This window comes from Variovorax paradoxus NBRC 15149 (assembly GCF_001591365.1).
Lineage (GTDB): Bacteria > Pseudomonadota > Gammaproteobacteria > Burkholderiales > Burkholderiaceae_C > Variovorax > Variovorax paradoxus.
Window position 1 is genome coordinate 63221 of the sequence record NZ_BCUT01000002.1, and the last position, 17229, is coordinate 80449.

Below are 17229 nucleotides of genomic sequence, written 5' to 3' on the forward strand. Positions count from 1 at the left end.
GGCGATGTCAGGTGGCGATGAACGCCTCGATAGCTTGAGTGAATTTCATGGTGGGGCGGATTGTGAGGGAGGGGCGATTTCCGCGCAAGTTGAACGTTGGGCCAATGACACGGGACGCCATGGGTTCACCCGAGCCCTGCTTGCGCGCGGCGGCTGTCGTTGATGTCTGCATTGCGAAAGGCCCTTCGCCCCTCCCCTGTACTCGCGCAGCCGAGCGCCTCAGATTAGGTCGCTCTCGTCGACGACCGCGCCGGAAAGGCCTCCCCGATCTGCCTGGCCCGCCTGACCTCGTCGGTATGGAGATAGACCGAGGTGGTCGCCACGGAGGCATGCCGCAGGTTGTCCCGCACGGTCGTCAGCTCCACCCCGCGCGCGAGCGCATGGGTGGCATGGGTGTGCCGCATCCAGTGCGGCGTGGCACGCTTGAGCTTGTCCGCGGTGGACGGACTCACGCTTTCCAAGGCCTGCGCGGCATGGAGGAAGAAACGGCGCATGACCGACCACAGGCGCGACGCGCTGATCCCGGTCCCGTCTTCTGCCAGACCCGGAACCAGCGCGGTCTTCGGATTCCAGCGCGACCGCGTCACGGGCAGACCCCGTTGCGCCAGATACTGGTCGAGCGCGCCCCGCGCCAGCAATGGCAAGGCGACCTTGCCGTGCTTGCTGCCCTTGCCGACCACGTTCAGCCAGTCGTCGCTTTGCGCATCGTGCTCGATGCTGCCCAGCCGGGCCTCGACCATCTCGCTGGGCCGCAGGCCCGTCGCGTACCAGAAATCCAGCACGAAGCGCAGGCGCTGGGCGCCCTCCTCGCTCCAGCCACCGATCCACTCGATGCCATCGGCGGTGGAGCGTATGAGCGTCCATTCGTGCTCCGTGAACACCCGGGATGCATCCAGAGCGCCGCCACGGCTCGTTCCCTTGACCTTCACGCCGGCAAAGGGGTTGGCCAGCACATAGCGCTGCTCGATCAACCAGCGATACAGGGCACCGATCACGGACAGTGCATACGCCACGGAGCGCGGCGCCAGCGGTCCCTGGAAGGGGCGCCATTCCGCGGACGTGCGCGGCCGCGCGGGGCCGACCCAGCGCTCCCGCGGCGATGGGCGCCGCAAGAAGGCGCGGTAGGCGACGGCATCCTCGGTCGTCAGCGACGACAGGGCCTTGCCCCGCTCGAGGATCGCCCACAGCATGAGCCGTTCGGCTTCCTTGCGGTAGGCGCGCTGGGTCGCCGCCGCGTCCTGCAGGCCCAACCAGGCCTGGACGGCCTCGTAGTCGTTGCTGGCGGACAGCGTGCAGGTAGCCTGCGGCGCCCGAAAGGTGCCCCGCGAGCCATCGACCGCCTGCGGCACGACCAGGTGCTCCCACGGCGCGGTCTCGGTCCTCGGAACGACCACCAGCGCCCTCGCCCGTTCTGTCAGGGCCGGGTGAGCGGCAAAGAATTCCTCGATCTGGCGCGCGCTGCGTGCGCCGAGACCGGACACGGCGGCCCACCATCGGCGCCGGCGTGGCACCCGCACCGTCAGATCGGCCAGCGTCTGGATGCCGGCGTTTTGCAGGGCTCGCGCGGCGCGCGTCGGCAGCCACCCATCGACGGTGTCCGTCACGAGCGGCGCAGGCAGGGGCAGCTGCGGCAGCTTCTCGATGGCATCCCTGACCGCTCGGGCGCGTTGCTCGCGCTCGGCCGCCGGGTGCGCGATCAGCGAGGCCAGGTCGTCTCGGTGCCGCGCCCGTGCGTAGCTTGCCAATTGGCGCCGGATATCGCCCAGCATGGCGCGAGAGGACTGTCCCGTGGCCTTGCTCTCCCCGAGGTACTGCTCGACGGCAGCGCGCGCCGGCAGGCCCGCGTACCAAGCGCGCAGCGCCGCCAGTTGCGAAGCGCTGGGGAAATCGCCATTTCCGGCCTCTGCCCTGCTGGCGGTGCGTACTTTCATGTAGGCCAGTTTAGCCGCATGAACTTGCTATTGTGATAAGAAGAGTTATCTCAATGGAAGATGCGAGGCACCCGAGGCGGTGAGCCGGATGTGCGGCAAGGCGCCAAAGTCTTTCCGACCAAGCTGCACGAAGGCAACGGAGCCATCTTCCAATTGCGTTGCGAGGATGTACTGGTGGTCGCTTACGCCACCGCACCATTCGAATATGGGAACACGCCCTCACGGGCAGGAGATCAACCCACGAGAACCATTGGCACGCAAACACCCCATTACCGCCAGTCGAACCTGCTGCCAGACTCCGCTCACGCGATGCCAGCGTTTAGCAAGGCCACCAAATAGACCGAGAGTGGCCCACAACAAGATGGCGCGGGCCAACAGCTTCGAGCTTCGGTTGCCCTCGAACAGCAGTTCAATCATTTTCCGAATATCGAAGCACGTTTTCGTTATTTAACGGCAGGGACCTCGCTGACTAGCATTCGACCTCATCCAACCGGTCATAACAGGTCAGCCGCATGCAAGTCGCCAGGGCTCTCGAGCCGATAGCCTTTTCTCCCGTCCCGCTCTACACCCAGGTGCGCGAAGTGCTGCGCGAGCGCATCCTCGACGGCACCTACGCCCCGCATGCACAACTGCCTTCCGAAAGCGAAATGGTTGCGCTGTTCAAGGTCAGTCGCATCACGGTGCGCCAGGCGCTGAGCGACCTGCAGCGCGAGAACCTGATCTTCAAGATCCCAGGCAAGGGCACCTTCGTTGCAAAGCCCAAGGCGTTCCAGCACCTCGGGCAGCTCGAAGGGTTTGCCGAAGCGATGGTGCGCATGGGCTACGAGATCCGCAACCAGGTGACGAGCCACAAGACCGTGCCCGCCTCCCCTCGCGTTGCGCAGCAACTGGGTCTGGCGGAGGGCACGCCGGTGGCGCAGATCAAGCGCGTGCGGCATCTGAACCGCGCGCCGGTGTCCTACGAAGTGACCTACCTGCCCCACGCCATCGGGGAGCGGCTTCGCCAGGCGGACCTGGCCGGGCGCGACATCTTCTTGATCCTGGAAAACGACTACGGCATCGCCCTTGGCCACGCCGATCTGCAGATCGACGCAATGCTCGCGGACGAGGTGCTTTCGCGCGCGCTGAGCGTGCCCGAGGGAACGGCCGTGCTGCGCGTGGAGCGCCTCACCCACACGGCAGACGGCGCGCCCCTGGATTTCGAAGACCTCTATTTCCGCGGCGATGCGTTCCAGCACCGGCTTCGCATCGCACGCGCCAACCCGACGACGAAGGCCCATCCATGAACATCATTACCCGCACCGTCGACGTGCTGGTCATCGGCGGCGGCACGGCCGGACCGATGGCGGCCGTCAAGGCGAAGGAAGCGAATCCGAAGCTCGAAGTCCTGTTGCTGGAGAAGGCCAACGTCAAGCGCAGCGGCGCCATCTCGATGGGGATGGACGGCCTGAACAACGCAGTGGTGCCCGGCTTTGCCACGCCCGAGCAGTATGTGAAGGAGATCACCACCGCCAACGACGGCATCGTCAACCAGAAGACGGTGATGGCCTATGCGCGCAACAGCTATTCGATGATCGAGGAGCTCGACCGGTGGGGTGTCAAGTTCGAGAAGGACGAGACCGGCGAGTACGCGATGCGCAAGGTGCACCACATGGGCACTTACGTGCTGCCGATGCCAGAGGGCCACAACATCAAGAACGTGCTGTACCGGCGCCTGAAGCGCACGCGCGTGGAGATGTCGCAGCGCCTGGTGGTGACGCGCCTTCTCACCGCGGCCGACGGCAGCATCGCGGGCGCCATGGCGTTCGACTGCCGCACGGCCGAGTTCCACGTGATCCGTGCCAAGGCCGTGGTGCTGGCCACCGGCGCGGCCGGGCGCCTGGGCCTACCCTCCTCCGGCTATCTCTTCGGCACCTACGAAAATCCCACCAATGCGGGCGATGGCTACAGCATGGCCTACCACGCGGGCGCGGAGCTCTCAGGCATCGAGTGCTTCCAGATCAACCCACTGATCAAGGATTACAACGGCCCCGCCTGCGCCTACGTGACGGGCCCCTTCGGTGGCCACACCACCAACAACAAGGGCGAGCGCTTCATCGAGTGCGACTACTGGAGCGGCCAGATGATGATGGAGTTCTACAACGAGCTCCAGGGCGGCAACGGCCCCGTCTTCCTCAAGCTCAACCACCTGGCCGAGGAGACCATCGCTACCATCGAGCAGATCCTGCACACCAACGAACGCCCCAGCCGCGGCCGCTTCCACGCCGGGCGCGGCACCGATTACCGCGACCAGATGGTGGAGATGCACATCTCGGAGATCGGCCTTTGCAGCGGCCATTCGGCGTCGGGTGTGTGGGTGGACGAGCACGCGCGCACGACGGTGCCGGGCCTGCATGCCGCAGGCGACCTGGCCTGCGTGCCGCACAACTACATGCTCGGCGCCTTCGTCTATGGCCGGCTCGCGGGCGAAAGCGCGGCGCGGCATTGCGCGGAAGTCGAGCTGCCTGCGCTCGACGAGGAACAGGTCGCGCGCGAGCATGCCCGCGTCAGCGCGCCGCTCCTGCGCACCGGGGGCCTGCCGCCGGCGCAGATCGAATACAAGCTGCGCCGCATGGTCAACGACTACCTGCAGCCGCCCAAGGTCACGCGCAAGATGGAGATCGGCCTTTCGCGCTTCGAGCAGATCCACGAAGACCTCGAACAGCTTGCCGCCCCCGGCCCGCACGAACTCATGCGCGCGATGGAAGTGCACGCCATTCGCGATTGCGCCGAGATGGCCGCACGCGCGTCGCTCTACCGGACCGAAAGCCGCTGGGGCCTGTACCACCACCGTGTGGATTTTCCCGAGCGCAATGACCGCGACTGGTTCTGCCACACACAGCTGCAAAAGCAGGGCGACGCGATGGTGAGCTTCAAGCGCCCGGTGGACCCCTACATCGTGCCGCTCGAAGCCCATGAGATGTCGGCCTACCAGCATCTGCGCGTACCCGCCGAGGCACGCGAGCCGGTCGCGGCGTGACACCCCCAATCCCGACAAGAAGAGAGTCCCACATGCCCCTCGCCTTCAACCCCACCAGCGTGCCCGTGCGCGTGGACGAGGACAAGTGCATTGCCCACAAGGGCTGCACCGTCTGCGTGGACGTCTGCCCTCTCGACGTGCTCGCCATCGACCTCAGCAAGGGCAAGGCCTACATGAAGTTCGACGAATGCTGGTACTGCATGCCTTGCGAGAAAGACTGCCCCACCGGCGCGGTCACCGTCGACATTCCTTATCTGCTGCGCTGAGCCGCAGCCACTGCATTCAAACCGGAGCATCACGATGAAGACCCAGAGAATCCTGAGTCGCACCCTGTCTTTGTGGGGCGCTACCTTCGGCCTGTTGCTGGCATTGCCCGCTGCCCAGGCTGAAACCATTCGCGTCGCCATCGGCACGCAAGACACCACCATCAACTGCGCCACAGGCGGCCTGCTGATCCGCGAGTTGAAGCTGCTTGAAAAATACCTGCCGCGCACCGGCAAGTACAAGGACGCGCAATACCAGATCGAATGGAAGAACTTCACCTCCGGCGCGCCGCTGACGAACGAAATGGTCGCGGGCAAGCTCGACCTCGGATCGATGGCCGACTTTCCCGGCAGCTTCAACGGCGCGGCCTTCCAGAAGGCGGGGCGCAAGAGCATCTTCATCACCGTGCTTTCCGGCAGCACCACCGGCAGCGGCAACGGCATCGTCGTGCCGAAGGATTCGAAGGTGCAGTCGCTCGCCGAGCTCAAGGGCAGGACCATCTCCGTGCCCTTTGCTTCGACCTCGCACGGCATGCTGCTGCGCGCCATCCAGGCGCAGGGCTGGGACCCGCTGAAAGACGTGAACATCACCACGCAGGCGCCCGAGGTGGCCGGCCCCGCGCTGCAGGCGGGCAAGGTCGAGGCGCACGCGGACTTCGTGCCCTTTGCCGAACTGTTTCCCTACCGCGGCTTCGCGCGCAAGATCTACGACGGCTCGCAGGCCAACGTCCCCACCTTCCATGGCAGCCTGGTCGACGAAGACTATGCGAAGAAATACCCCGAAGTCGTGGCCGCCTATCTGCGCGCCGCGCTGGAGGCCGACCGCCTGGTGGCTGCGGAGCCTGAAAAGTACAGCGAGCTGATCGCCAAGGTCACCGGCATCGAGGCGGAGGTCAACTACCTGTTCCATGGCCCGCTCGGCCTGCAGACCCGCGACCTGAGCTGGAAGCCCGAGTACCGCCAGGCCGTGAAGACATCGCTCGACACGCTGCGCCTGCTGAAACGCACCGACAACGACATCGATGCCAATGCCTTCGTGCAGGACGGCTTCATTCGCGCCGCCTTCAAGGAGGCCGGCCTGGACTACGACAGGCAGCTGAAAAACTATGCCCGTTCCCCGCTGGTGGCCAAGGACGCCGCCACGGGCAAGCCGATCACCGATGTGAGCCGCGTGGCCCAGGTCTGGGTGGCCGGCGAGCCGCTCGTGCGGCACTACGCCTCGCCCGAGAACGCCTTCGGCGACCTGCAGAAGCTCGAGAAGTCGGGCAAGAAGGCGCGCGTGGTCTATGCGCAGGACCGCGACAGCGGCAACAAGCTGCTGGCGGCCGACGCGTGGTTCGTGCTCGGCGCCAAGGGCGAGGTCGATGCCTTCCTGCTCAAGGACCAGGCCGAAGGCTGGGCCGCAAAGCACGGCGGCAAGGTGGCCGACTTTGCGGGCGTGCGTGCCGCGCTGGCCGGCTAAGGCCGTTCTTGTTCGCGAGCATCACGATGGGCAGCTTCTTCAACGGCAACCTGCGACGCACGGCCTGGCGCATTGCGGCACTGGTGCTGTGCGTGGTTGCGTGGCACCTCGCCACGCGCGAACGCATCAACCTGGGCGTCGTCACTTTCCAGAATGTGCCTCCGCCGGGTGAAGTGGCTGAGTCGGCCTGGTCGCTCCTGCAATCGCCGCTGGTGCTGCAGCACCTGGGGGCGAGCCTGCGCCGCGTGTTCATCGGCTTCGGGCTGGCGGCCATTGCCGGCGTGGCGCTCGGCCTTGCGATCGGCCGCGCCCGCTGGGCCGAAGACACGCTGCTGCCGCCGCTCGAAGTGCTGCGCCCGATCCCGGCGGTGGCGTGGATACCGCTGGCCATCCTGATGTTTCCGTCCTCGGAGGCGTCGATGGTGTTCATCACCTTCGTCGGTGCGCTGTTTCCGGTGCTGCTCAACACCGTGCACGGCGTCGAGGCTGTCGATGCACGCCTCGTCGCTTCGGCGCGCAGCCTGGGCGCGGGCCGTCTCGCGGTGTTCCGCGAGGTGATCCTGCCCGGCGCGCTGCCGAGCGTGGTCACAGGGCTGGCCATCGGCATGGGCACTGCATGGTTCTGCCTCGTCACGGCCGAGATGATCTCGGGCCAGTTCGGCATCGGCTACTACACCTGGATGTCGTACACGATCCAGAACTACGCCGACATCGTCGTGGGCATGCTCTTCATCGGCGTGCTCGGCATGGGCAGCAGCGCGCTCGTTCGGCGGGCCGGGCAGGCGCTGATGCCGTGGCGCGCCGTGCAGGAGAAAAGAAAATGAAGGCCGACGTGCAGACTGGGCGGATCGCCCTCGACGGCGTGCGCGTGCGCCTTGGCCATGGTGCCCAGGCCTTCGATGCGGTGCAGGACATCACCCTGCATGTGAAGCCCGGCGAGTTCGTCTGCCTGCTCGGCCCTTCGGGCTGCGGCAAGTCGACGCTGCTGGGTGCGCTTGCCGGCCATCTTGCACCGGCAGGCGGCACCATCAGCGTGGACGGCGAGCCTGTGCGCGGGCCGCATCCGGACCGAGGCCTGGTCTTCCAGCACCACACGCTCTTTCCGTGGAAGAAGGTGCTCGACAACGTTGCTTTCGGACTGAAGATGCAGGGCGTGGGCCGCCGCGAACGGCACGCGCGTGCGCGTGAAATGCTGCGCCTCGTCGGCCTGGACGACTTTGCCGGTTTCTATCCGTCGCAGCTCTCGGGTGGCATGCAGCAGCGCGCGGAAATTGCGCGGGTGCTCATCAACCATCCACGCGTGATGCTGATGGACGAACCCTTCGGTGCGCTCGACGCCCAGACCCGCCTCATGATGCAGCGCCAGCTGCTCGACGCCTGGGCGCGCGTGCGCACCACCATCGTCTTCATCACCCACGACATCGACGAGGCGCTGTTCCTGGGCGACCGGGTGCTCGTGATGGGTCCGCGGCCGGGCCGGATCGTGGCCGAGTTCGAGCTTGGTTTCGAGCGGCCACGCGATCCCTCGCTGGTCACGTCGTCCGAATTCACCGCGCTCAAGCGCCGCTGCCTGCAACTGCTGCATCCGCATGCGGGCGCAGGCGCACCGCTGGATCGCCTCACGCCGCTCGGCGCGCCCGCCGCGGCGCAGCTGCGCTTTGCCATCTGAAAGAAAAATGAACCCCGCCCTCCTCGACGATCCCGAACTGCAGGCCATTGCCACGCGGCTGGACTCACCCGACGCCGAAGTACGCCGCATCGCCGTGATGGACCTTGGCGACCTGGCCGACGAGGCGCACACGCCGCTCTTGGTCGCCGCGCTGCGCGACGATGCGCCCGCCGTGCGCGCCGCTGCGGCGCTGGCGCTCGAAACCATGGAGAACCAGGCGGCTGTCGAAGGGCTTGCGCAAGTGCTCGATGACGCCGATGCCCAGGTGCGCGAGGCCGCCGCCCACAGCCTTGCCGAACTGAAGGAGCCTGCGTCAGCCGCCTGGCTGCTGCCGTATGCAAGCGCTGCAGCAACGCGGGTGCGCGCCGCCGTGCTGCGCGCGCTGCGCGAGCTGCGGGTACCGGCCAGCGCTGGCCCTGCCCTGGCGGTCCTGCAGGAGCCGCGGTCTGCGCAGGACAGCGTCGAGGCCATCGCGCTGCGCCGGGAAGCCATTGGCGTGCTCGGGTACCTGAAGCACGCCCCAGCCCTCCCTGCACTGACCGGCATCGCCATGTCCGACCCCGTCGATGAAGTGCGCCGGGCCGCGGTGGGCGCGCTGGCGTTTGCCATCGGCAACGCCGACGCGCGCGCCGCACTGGAAACCGCGCTGCGCGACGCGAGCTGGCAGGTGCGGGAAGAAGCCGCGACATCGCTCGGCAAGCTGCAGCAGCCGGCCGCATCCGAAGCGCTGCTGGTGGCCCTGGACGACGCCTATTGGCAGGTACGCCTGCGCGCGGCCCGCAGCCTGGGCCGGCTGCGCAGCACCGGAAGCGTCGCGGCGCTGCTCGTGACGCTGGGCCACAGCATCAGCAACCTGCGCAAGGAAGCGGCGCTTGCACTGGGCGAGATCGGCAATGCGGCCGCGCTGCCCGCGCTCGAAATCGCCGCCGCCGACGCGGACCCGGAAGTGCGCAAATCAGCCCGGCTGGCAATCGCGCAGATCGGTGCGACGGAACATGGCACCTGAATCCATCGTCGACCATCGCGCGCGCGCTGCGCTGGAGTTCCGTTGGGCGGATGGCACACAGCATCTGGCGCCATACCAGTTGCTGAGATCGAGTTGCCCTTGCGCCGATTGCAAGGCCCAGCGCGCGGCCCAGCACGATGGTCAAGCGAGATTGTTGCCGTCAGCTGCAGACCTGCGGCTTACGGACATTCGGCCGGTGGGCGCGTACGGCGTGCAGTTCGTGTTCGGCGACGGCCACGACCGGGGCATCTTCCCCTGGCGCTTCCTGAGAGAGCTGTTGGAAAAAAACCTCGCCCAGGCGCTGACGGCCGCCGATCACGGCTGAAGGTACAGGTCCGCGAAGCTTCCCCGGATGTGCTCCCCGGTAGGGGCATAGTTGCGCACCTTCTTCGCCAGTACGGTGATCGCAGGATTGGCCCCCAACTCGATGGAGGGAATGTCGCGATGCACGATCTGCTGGAACTCGGTGAACAGCTGCCGGCGCTTGGCTTCGTCGGTCTCGACTGCCGCGGCTTCCAGCAGGCGGTCGACCTCCGGATTCACGTAGTGCGGCGCATTGGAGAACGGCAGCCCGACCTTGAAGTTCTTCGACCAGAACACGCGCTGCACGCCCACCGTGGGATCGAACAGGTTCGTGAGGCTTTCCAGCGTGATGTCGAAGGCCCGTTCGGTATAGGTCTTATTGACGTAGGTTGCAAAGTCGTAGCTCTCGACCGCGGCATCGATGCCGATGCGTCCCAGCGACTGGCGCACGAAGTCCGCGGCGCGCCGCTCCTGGAAGGGGTTGTAGAGCACCCGCAGCTTCAGGCGCGTACCGCCGGCGCCGCGCTTGAATCCGGCCGCCTCCAGTGCCGCTTCGGCTTCCTTCGGGTTGAACGGATACGGCTGGATGCTCGCGTCGTGATAGCGCGAGATGCCCTTCCCTATCGGCGATGCCGAGGGCGTTCCGTAGCCGTACCACACCGTCTTGGCAAACGCATTGACATCGATGGCCTGAGCAATCGCCTTTCGCACTTCGCGCTTTTGCAGCGCAGGCGTGTCCAGGTTGAAGTAGATCTGCTGATGGCTGCCGAGGTAGGGCGAGATGCGCGTGTCGATCTCGATGCCCGCCAGCTTCTTGAACCGCTCGACGTCCGACAGCGGGATGCCGCCCGTTCCGTTCGCCAGGTCGGCCGTGCCCGACTCCAGCGCCGCCGCACGCGACGCGGCATCGAGCACAAAACGCACCACCACCCGGTCGAGGTACGGCTTGGGCTTGTCCCAGTAGTTCGGGTTGCGCTCGAGGATGATGTGGCTGCCCTGCACCCACTCCTTGAACACGAAGGGGCCGGTGCCCACCGGCGCGCTGTTGTACTTGCTCGACGCGATATCGGTGCCTTCGTAAAGGTGCTTCGGCACGATCGGTGACTCGGTCGAGGCCAGCGCCGTGAGCAGGAACGGCGACGGCTTGCTCAGCACGATGATCGCGGTGTGCGCATCGGGCGTCTTCACGTCCACCACATTGGCAAAGGTGCCGCGCCCGCGCGGATGCACCTGCTTGAGCGTGAGGATCGAGAAGGCCACGTCTGCCGAGGTGAAGTCCCGACCGTCATGCCATTTCACGCCTTTGCGCAGCTCGAACGTGTACTGCAGGCCGTCCCTGCTCAGCGACCACGCGGTGGCGAGCAGCGGCTTGGGCTTGAGGTCGTAGTCATAGGTCAGCAGGCCTTCGACGATCTTCGGACCGATCTCGGCGTTTCCGCCGGCCGTGGTCGTGAGCGGCACGATCGAGGAAGGAACGGGGTTGATCAGCCAGGTCAATGTGCCACCTGGGCGCGGCTGGGAAGTCGCCGGCAATGTGGCAAAGGCAAAAGCGGCAGCCACGGCCCATGCCGCGAAAAAGTGCGGCATGGCCCGCGTGTAGGTCCAACGTTTCATGTCTTTTCGCTCAGAAGGCCGGAATCACGGCGCCCTTGTACTTGTCCTGGATGAACTTGCGGACCTCGGCCGTATGGAGCGCAGCCACCAGCTTGGCGATGGCCGGCGAACTCACGTTGTCGCTGCGCGACGCAATGAAATTGGCATAGGGCGACTTGCGGCCGTCCTCGATGAAGAGCGCATCCTTGGCCGGATCGAGCTTGGCCTCGAGCGCATAGTTGGTGTTGATCAGCGCGAGATCGACATCTGGCAGCGCGCGCGGCAGCTGGGCCGATTCGAGTTCGCGGATCACCAGCTTCTTCGGATTGGCAACGATGTCACGCGCCGTCGACTTGATGTTGGACGGATCTTTCAGCTTGATCAGTCCCTGCTTCGCCAGCAGCGCCAGCGCGCGGCCCGAGTTGGAGGGGTCGCTCGGGATCGCCACGACCGCGCCCTCGCGCAGCTCGGAGGTCTTGCGGATCTTCTGCGAGTAGGCACCGAAGGGCTCGATGTGCACGTCGCTGTTCGGAACCTCGACGATGTCCGACTTCCGGTCCTTGGTGAACGATTCGAGGTAGGGGCGGTTCTGGAAGAAGTTGGCATCCAGCTGCTTGTCGCTCACGGCAAGGTTCGGCTGCACATAGTCGTTGAACACCTTCACCTGCAGGTCGACACCCTGCGCCTTCAGCTGCGGCCGGACGAACTCCAGGATCTCCGCGTGCGGCACGGGCGACGCAGCCACACGCAGCGCCTCTTGCGCCTGCGCGGCGGCGCCGAGGCTGGTGATGGCGAGTGCCACGATGAAATGGGCGCGTCGGAATGAAAGCAACATGTTCGGGACTCCCTCAAGAAGTGATTTTTTCGGAATGCTTTCCTCAGGATGGGAAAGCTTGGGTGTCGCAGGTTAGCCGCGACATTCCCGGGCCCAAACAACGGATAGGCGCTTGCATATCTGTTTTTTGCATGCGCTGGGGCGAAGGGGCCGCGCGTAGCCTGCGGTTCCTTTTCCCTCCAAGGAACCCGCAGATGAGCAATCGTTTGAACCGCGTGCACGCATCGCGCTCCGCCGCCATGAAGGCCGGCCTCAACCATCTCGTGATCGACACAGATGTTCACGTCAACGACTGCGCTCCCGTGCTCGAGGACTACGTGGCGCAGTACGGCCGCAGCAAGCTGGTCAACGCACTGGGCAGCCGTTTCGCTACGCGCCATGGCGGCGGCAAGAACTGGTACAAACAGACGGCCGAGGAGCGCTCGTAGCGCAGCGTGTGGTCGGTTCCATGGCGGTCAAGACGACTTCATCGTCTTTCCTCGAAGCCGGTGTGCGGCGCAAATCGGGCCACCGACGCATCGGAATCCCAGCACTTGATCAGCGGCGCTTCGTCGGGGCTGCAGATCGGGAATGTAGAGCCAGCGCCGCGCCGGGTTGAAGGCCACGCCGTAGGTCTTTCCCGCGCGATGGGGAAGATCAGGCCGGAGGCGATCAGGTCGTCAGGTCGGTGGTGCTTGCATCGCCCAGGGCCAGCGGCCAGTCGCGCGCGGGTTGGGCAGCGGGACGCCACACATCAATGATGGCGACACGTCCAGCAAGTAACGCGTCGGCCTGCTCGCCCGCGATGTCGCGCACCCGTTGCGGGCCCGAGGCGATCGATTCGACCTGAGCTTATGCCGCGGCAGCGCCGCCGCCTGTCGTGGGTACACGGTGCCGCCAGGCATCGATGCTCCACGGGCCGGCACCGGCTGCCGCGATGAACAGGAAGACGAACGAGAACAGCACTGCCGCCTCTCCCTGGTTGAGCGAAGGAGCAAGCACGAACCCCTTGGGCGCATGGCCGATGAAATACGCGAACGCCAGCAGACCCGACAGCACGAACGCCACCGGCCGCGTGAACCACCCGATCAGCAGCAGGATGCCGCCGAAGAACTCCAGCACGCCTGCCGCGCCGAGCAGCGAGACCAGTTGAAGGTTGTCGAAGAACGCCACGTGCGGAACACCGAACAGCTTCGCCGAGCCGTGCTGGATCAGCAGATAGGCCGAGACGATGCGCAGCACCGAGAGAGCGGGCGGAACCAGACGGTCTGTATTGGCAATGGTCATGACAAGAGGCCTATGGAAAGATTGAACAAGGAGAGACGCACCGGGATTCTGTGGCGCCGGCCAACCGAGATCCAAGCGAGATTTGTGCATAAGCACATGCGCAATGGGCGCATGCGACGACGATGCGCAGTTCCATCGCCTCGCGAGCTACTTCGGCAGTGTGTTCCGCCCGCCGAGCTGGCTACGCAGGACGGCTTTTCCTTTCAGATATTGCCCCGCAGGCACGGCATTCATGCCGCCGAGTGATGCCGCGGCAACCGCCCGAAGAACGGATGGCTCGGATCGTTGAAGCCCGGCAGCGACGAATGTCCGGTGGTCACGAGCGCATCGACCAGGGCTTCGTCTTCATCGGTGAAGCGGTATTGCAGCGCGGGCAGGTAGTCTTCCCACTGCTCCAGCGTGCGCGGGCCGGCGATGGCCGAGGTGACGAGGCGGTTGTTCAGCACCCAGGCCAGCGCGAACTGGCCCGGCGTGATGCCGCGTCCCTCGACGTGCTCCTTCACGCGCTGCGCGATCTCCAGCGATTCGGCACGCCATTCGGTCTGCAGGATGCGCTTGTCGTCGCGGCCCGCGCGCGTGCCCGCAGGCGGTGCCTTGCCGGGTTGGTACTTGGCGGTGAGCACGCCGCGAGCGAGCGGGCTGTAAGACACCACGCCCACGCCGTAGTACTCGGCCGCGGGCAGGTGCTCGGCCTCGATCTGCCGGTTCGCCAGGTTGTAGAGCGGCTGCGTGGCCGCGGGGCGGTCCACGTTCAATGCATCGGCCGTGCGGGCGAATTCCGCGATCTTCCAGGCAGGATGGTTCGACAGGCCGTAGCTGCGCAGCTTGCCCGCGCGGATCAGGTCGCCCAGTGCGCGCACGGTCTCGGCCACGGGCGTGGCCCGGTCCTCGCGGTGCAGGTACAGGAGGTCGATGTGATCGGTGCCCAGGCGCTTCAGGCTCGCCTCCACCGATTGCACGATGCCGTGCCGCCCCGTGCTCCTGTTGTTGGGACCGGCGATGTCCGGATCGGGGTTGGCGAACTTGGTCGCGAGCACCCAGCGGTTGCGGTTGGGTGCCACGAGCTCTCCCACGACCTTCTCGGACTCGCCCTTGTTGTAGGCATTGGCGGTGTCGATGAAGTTGATGCCCTGCTCGAAGGCGCGCTCGGCAATGCGCTGCGCGGTGGCGCGGTCGGCCTGGCCGCCGAACATCATGGTGCCGAGGGCGATCGGCGACACGAGGATGCCGCTGCGGCCGAGGGGACGGTAGTCGATGCTGCTCATTGAAAAGAGGCTCCCTGTGTATCTGTCTGGCGAAAGAAAAGGCGTCAGAGACGAAGCCCGGCCTGCTTCATCAGCGGCAGGATCCGGTCGCCGAAGAATTTGAGGTCGGGCTTGAAGTCGAAGAAGCTCAGTTGCAGGCCATCGATGCCCGCGCGCTTGAGCTGCACGAACTGCTCGACCACCTGCTCGGGCGTGCCGATGACCTCGATGTTTCCGCCAATGGCGCGGCGCTTGGGTGCGTCGTGGCCGACGCGGCCGCGCCAGGCATGCGCGTCGCTGTCGAAGCGGTTGTAGCTGGCGTGGGGGTCGGCATCGAGGTGGTCGACGATGGCGTCGTGGTAGTCCCAGGTTTCGCGTTCGGTTTCTCGGCTGATGACCATCGGGTTGAGCAGCGTGCGCACCTCGCGCCCCACGCGCCGGGCCGCCTGCTTCACGCGCGCGGCGTGTGCGGGCAGCGCCTCGATGGCGCTTGCGAAGCTGGAGCCGCTCGGGCTGGTGATGAAGACGATGTCGGAGTAGCGTGCCGCGAACTCGATACCCGCATCGGAGCCGGTGGCGTTCACCAGCACCGGACGGCCGAAGCGCGGCTTCGGCGAAACGAACGCGCCGTCGAGCTTCCAGGGCGACTCGCCCTTGAACGACCAGTTTTCGGTATCGGCCCACAGGCGCTGCACCACTTCCAGGAACTCCGCTGCGAGTTCGTAGCGCCGGTCGTGTTCGATGCGCTGCGAGCCGAACATCTCGTGCTCTACCGCGCGATGGCCCGTGACCACGTTGATGCCCCAGCGCCCGCCCGAGATGTGGTCCAGCGTGGCAGCGTACTTGGCCAGGTGCAGCGGATGCAGCGGACCGTAGAGCACGTGGATGGTCGAGATCAGCATGATCCGGCTGGTGACTGCGGTGAGCGCGGCCGTGGTCATGAACGAGTCGAGCGCGTTGCCGTCGAAGACGCCGCCGTAGCCGCCCTTGGGCAGCCACTGCGAGAGCGCGAACACGAGGTCGAATGCGAGGTGCTCGGCGTGCAGCACGAGATCCCTGTTGTAGTCGAAGCGCCAGTCGGTGCTGCGCGGCAAGGTCGAGGCGCTCCAGCCGCCCGCCTGGATCGGCAGGAACAGCCCGAGCAGAACGGGCTGCCTGAAGGCCTGGGAGAGCGGGCTCTCGCTGAACTCGGTCGGTGCGGCGAAGCGCTCCAAACCGGCGATGGCGCCGGGCTGGTGGGTCAGGGACATTGTTGGATTACCTTCCAGAGCCCGAATTCTGACCAGCAGCTGCGCAATTGGCACGGCCGGAATTCGCATATCGAAACTCAGAAAACCTTGCCTTCCTCCAGATGCTTCGTCGTGCCGTTGAGGTGGTAGTCGCCGATCACCCGCGCCTTCTGCAGCAGCGGGTTGTGGTTGAAGATGGTGCGCAGGTTGCGCCAGTGGCGGTCGAAGTTGTGCTTCCGCGAAGTGGCGGATGCGCCGCCCGCTTCGAACAGGCGCTCGGCCGCCTGCAGCGCGATCTTGCTGACGGCCAGCTGCGTCTTCGCGGTGGCGAGTGCGCCGGCTAGCACCAACTGCTGCAAGCCCTCTTCCTCCACCTCGCCGTTCGCTGAGCCGCGCCTCAAGGCCGCGGCCGAGCGGTCGAGCTGCCGCGCGTTGTGGGCGATGAGCGCGTCCACCGCGTGGGTGCCGGTCGCCAGGTCGCCCACCACCCATTGCGTGAAGTGGTCCTCCACCGCCGACGATGCGGGGCTGTGCGCCGCGGGCCGTGCGTGGTGGCGCACGTAGTGCACGGCATCGCTGAACACATTGCGCACGATGCCCGCGGCCACCGCCACCAGGTAGAGCTGGCGCAGCGCCGCCGCATGACGCCGCTGCAGGCTGCGCGGCGATGTGAAAACGATCTCGTCGGGCTGCACCTCCAGTCCGTCGAATTCCAGGCTGCCGCTGGCCGTGAGGCGCTGGCCCATGCCGTCCCAGTCGTCCTTCACATGCAGGCCAGCGCGGTCGGTGGGCACGATCACCGTTGCATCGCGGCCTTCCTCGTCGCGCACCGCGATGCTCGCGAAATCGGAGAACGCGGTGCCGGTCGCGTAGTACTTGCTGCCGTTGAGCACCCGACGGTCGCCCTGCCGTTCGAGCGTGGTGGTCACCGTGCCCGAACGCGGCGTGCCAAGCTCGGTGAAGGCGCCGCCGAACAGCGCGCCTTCGCGCACGCGGGCGAGCTGCCGGTCGGCATCCGGATGAGGCGGGGCCGTGGTCCACAGCTCGACGGCGTTGTAGTGCGTGCGCAAGGCGTGCGCCACGTTGGAGTCGGCCGCCGCAAGCGTGGCGACAACCTGCACGAGGTCTTCGATCGAACCGCCAGGGCCGCCGCGCTCGACCGGAATGCGCAGTGCGCCCAAGCCCGATGCGCGGAACAGCGCGAACGCCTCGAAAGGCAGCGTACCTTCGCGTTCGCGCTGCGAGGCGCCTTCGGCGATGGCCGCGCACAAGGCCGGCAATCGATCGATCAGCGTCTGGAGTGGCACGCCCGACAGGGCGCGATCGATGGCATTCATTGCGTTTCCCGGAAGCGATGGAGAGCCGCGAATATAGGCGCCCTTCCTCATCGGTTCTCGCATAAGAAAACT

At 66.2% G+C, this 17229-nt stretch carries 17 protein-coding genes and 1 pseudogene; 9 read left to right on the plus strand and 9 right to left on the minus strand.

Annotated elements, in window-relative coordinates:
* Window positions 1-224: 224 nt before the first annotated feature.
* Window positions 225-1931 (minus strand): site-specific integrase, encoded by a 1707-nt coding sequence (locus tag VPA02S_RS15220; protein WP_018904225.1) that lies wholly within the window; start codon window positions 1929-1931, stop codon window positions 225-227.
* A 219-nt stretch (window positions 1932-2150) separates the two neighbouring features.
* The gene (locus tag VPA02S_RS31720) at window positions 2151-2348 is read right to left on the minus strand and encodes a hypothetical protein (RefSeq protein ID WP_155247818.1); all 198 of its coding nucleotides are present in this window, start codon (window positions 2346-2348) and stop codon (window positions 2151-2153) included.
* Window positions 2349-2443: 95 nt separating this feature from the next.
* On the opposite strand from VPA02S_RS31720, the gene VPA02S_RS15225 reads away from it, so the two are divergent.
* The 8 genes from VPA02S_RS15225 to VPA02S_RS15260 are packed head-to-tail and all read left to right on the plus strand — an operon-like array spanning window position 2444 to window position 9675.
* Window positions 2444-3217 (plus strand): GntR family transcriptional regulator, encoded by a 774-nt coding sequence (locus VPA02S_RS15225; protein WP_062364592.1) that lies wholly within the window; start codon window positions 2444-2446, stop codon window positions 3215-3217.
* Window positions 3214-4950 carry a fumarate reductase/succinate dehydrogenase flavoprotein subunit gene (locus VPA02S_RS15230; protein WP_062364593.1) on the plus strand — a complete coding sequence of 579 codons (1737 nt, stop codon included), beginning with the start codon at window positions 3214-3216 and terminating at the stop codon, window positions 4948-4950. The genes VPA02S_RS15225 and VPA02S_RS15230 overlap by 4 nt, the downstream gene beginning before the upstream one ends.
* Window positions 4951-4982: 32 nt before the next feature.
* Window positions 4983-5216, plus strand: a complete 234-nt coding sequence (locus tag VPA02S_RS15235; RefSeq protein ID WP_018904228.1) for a 4Fe-4S dicluster domain-containing protein — start codon at window positions 4983-4985, stop codon at window positions 5214-5216.
* Window positions 5217-5250: 34 nt separating this feature from the next.
* Window positions 5251-6675 (plus strand): ABC transporter substrate-binding protein, encoded by a 1425-nt coding sequence (locus VPA02S_RS15240; protein ID WP_062364594.1) that lies wholly within the window; start codon window positions 5251-5253, stop codon window positions 6673-6675.
* A gap of 26 nt (window positions 6676-6701) precedes the next feature.
* On the plus strand, window positions 6702-7499 hold the full coding sequence (locus VPA02S_RS15245) for an ABC transporter permease (RefSeq protein ID WP_062365363.1): 798 nt from the start codon (window positions 6702-6704) through the stop codon (window positions 7497-7499).
* Window positions 7496-8344: an ABC transporter ATP-binding protein gene (locus tag VPA02S_RS15250; protein WP_018904231.1), complete on the plus strand. Its 849-nt coding sequence runs from the start codon at window positions 7496-7498 to the stop codon at window positions 8342-8344. Before VPA02S_RS15245 ends, VPA02S_RS15250 begins: the two co-directional genes overlap by 4 nt.
* Window positions 8345-8351: 7 nt before the next feature.
* Window positions 8352-9350 carry a HEAT repeat domain-containing protein gene (locus VPA02S_RS15255; protein ID WP_018904232.1) on the plus strand — a complete coding sequence of 333 codons (999 nt, stop codon included), beginning with the start codon at window positions 8352-8354 and terminating at the stop codon, window positions 9348-9350.
* Window positions 9340-9675: a gamma-butyrobetaine hydroxylase-like domain-containing protein gene (locus VPA02S_RS15260; RefSeq protein WP_018904233.1), complete on the plus strand. Its 336-nt coding sequence runs from the start codon at window positions 9340-9342 to the stop codon at window positions 9673-9675. The genes VPA02S_RS15255 and VPA02S_RS15260 overlap by 11 nt, the downstream gene beginning before the upstream one ends.
* Here the strand turns inward: VPA02S_RS15260 and VPA02S_RS15265 are convergent.
* Complete coding sequence (locus tag VPA02S_RS15265; protein WP_310649288.1) at window positions 9666-11267, minus strand: ABC transporter substrate-binding protein; 1602 nt, start codon at window positions 11265-11267, stop codon at window positions 9666-9668. The two genes, VPA02S_RS15260 and VPA02S_RS15265, sit on opposite strands and share 10 nt — an antisense overlap.
* Window positions 11268-11277: 10 nt before the next feature.
* Complete coding sequence (locus tag VPA02S_RS15270) at window positions 11278-12081, minus strand: MetQ/NlpA family ABC transporter substrate-binding protein (protein WP_018904235.1); 804 nt, start codon at window positions 12079-12081, stop codon at window positions 11278-11280.
* A gap of 194 nt (window positions 12082-12275) precedes the next feature.
* Here VPA02S_RS15270 and VPA02S_RS15275 point away from each other — a divergent pair.
* Window positions 12276-12503, plus strand: a pseudogene (locus tag VPA02S_RS15275) (amidohydrolase family protein); the annotation flags it as partial.
* Between the two features lie 229 nt (window positions 12504-12732).
* Here the strand turns inward: VPA02S_RS15275 and VPA02S_RS32395 are convergent.
* From VPA02S_RS32395 to VPA02S_RS15295, 5 genes are all read right to left on the minus strand, one after another.
* Window positions 12733-12897, minus strand: a complete 165-nt coding sequence (locus VPA02S_RS32395; protein ID WP_498076496.1) for a hypothetical protein — start codon at window positions 12895-12897, stop codon at window positions 12733-12735.
* 15 nt (window positions 12898-12912) lie between these two features.
* Entirely contained in the window at window positions 12913-13347 is a 435-nt protein-coding gene (locus tag VPA02S_RS15280) for a DoxX family protein (RefSeq protein WP_049809866.1), read from the minus strand.
* Between the two features lie 230 nt (window positions 13348-13577).
* Entirely contained in the window at window positions 13578-14603 is a 1026-nt protein-coding gene (locus tag VPA02S_RS15285; RefSeq protein ID WP_062365364.1) for an aldo/keto reductase, read from the minus strand.
* 53 nt (window positions 14604-14656) lie between these two features.
* Entirely contained in the window at window positions 14657-15841 is a 1185-nt protein-coding gene (locus VPA02S_RS15290) for an LLM class flavin-dependent oxidoreductase (RefSeq protein ID WP_018904239.1), read from the minus strand.
* A 77-nt stretch (window positions 15842-15918) separates the two neighbouring features.
* Window positions 15919-17157, minus strand: a complete 1239-nt coding sequence (locus tag VPA02S_RS15295; protein WP_018904240.1) for an acyl-CoA dehydrogenase family protein — start codon at window positions 17155-17157, stop codon at window positions 15919-15921.
* Window positions 17158-17229: the final 72 nt, after the last annotated feature.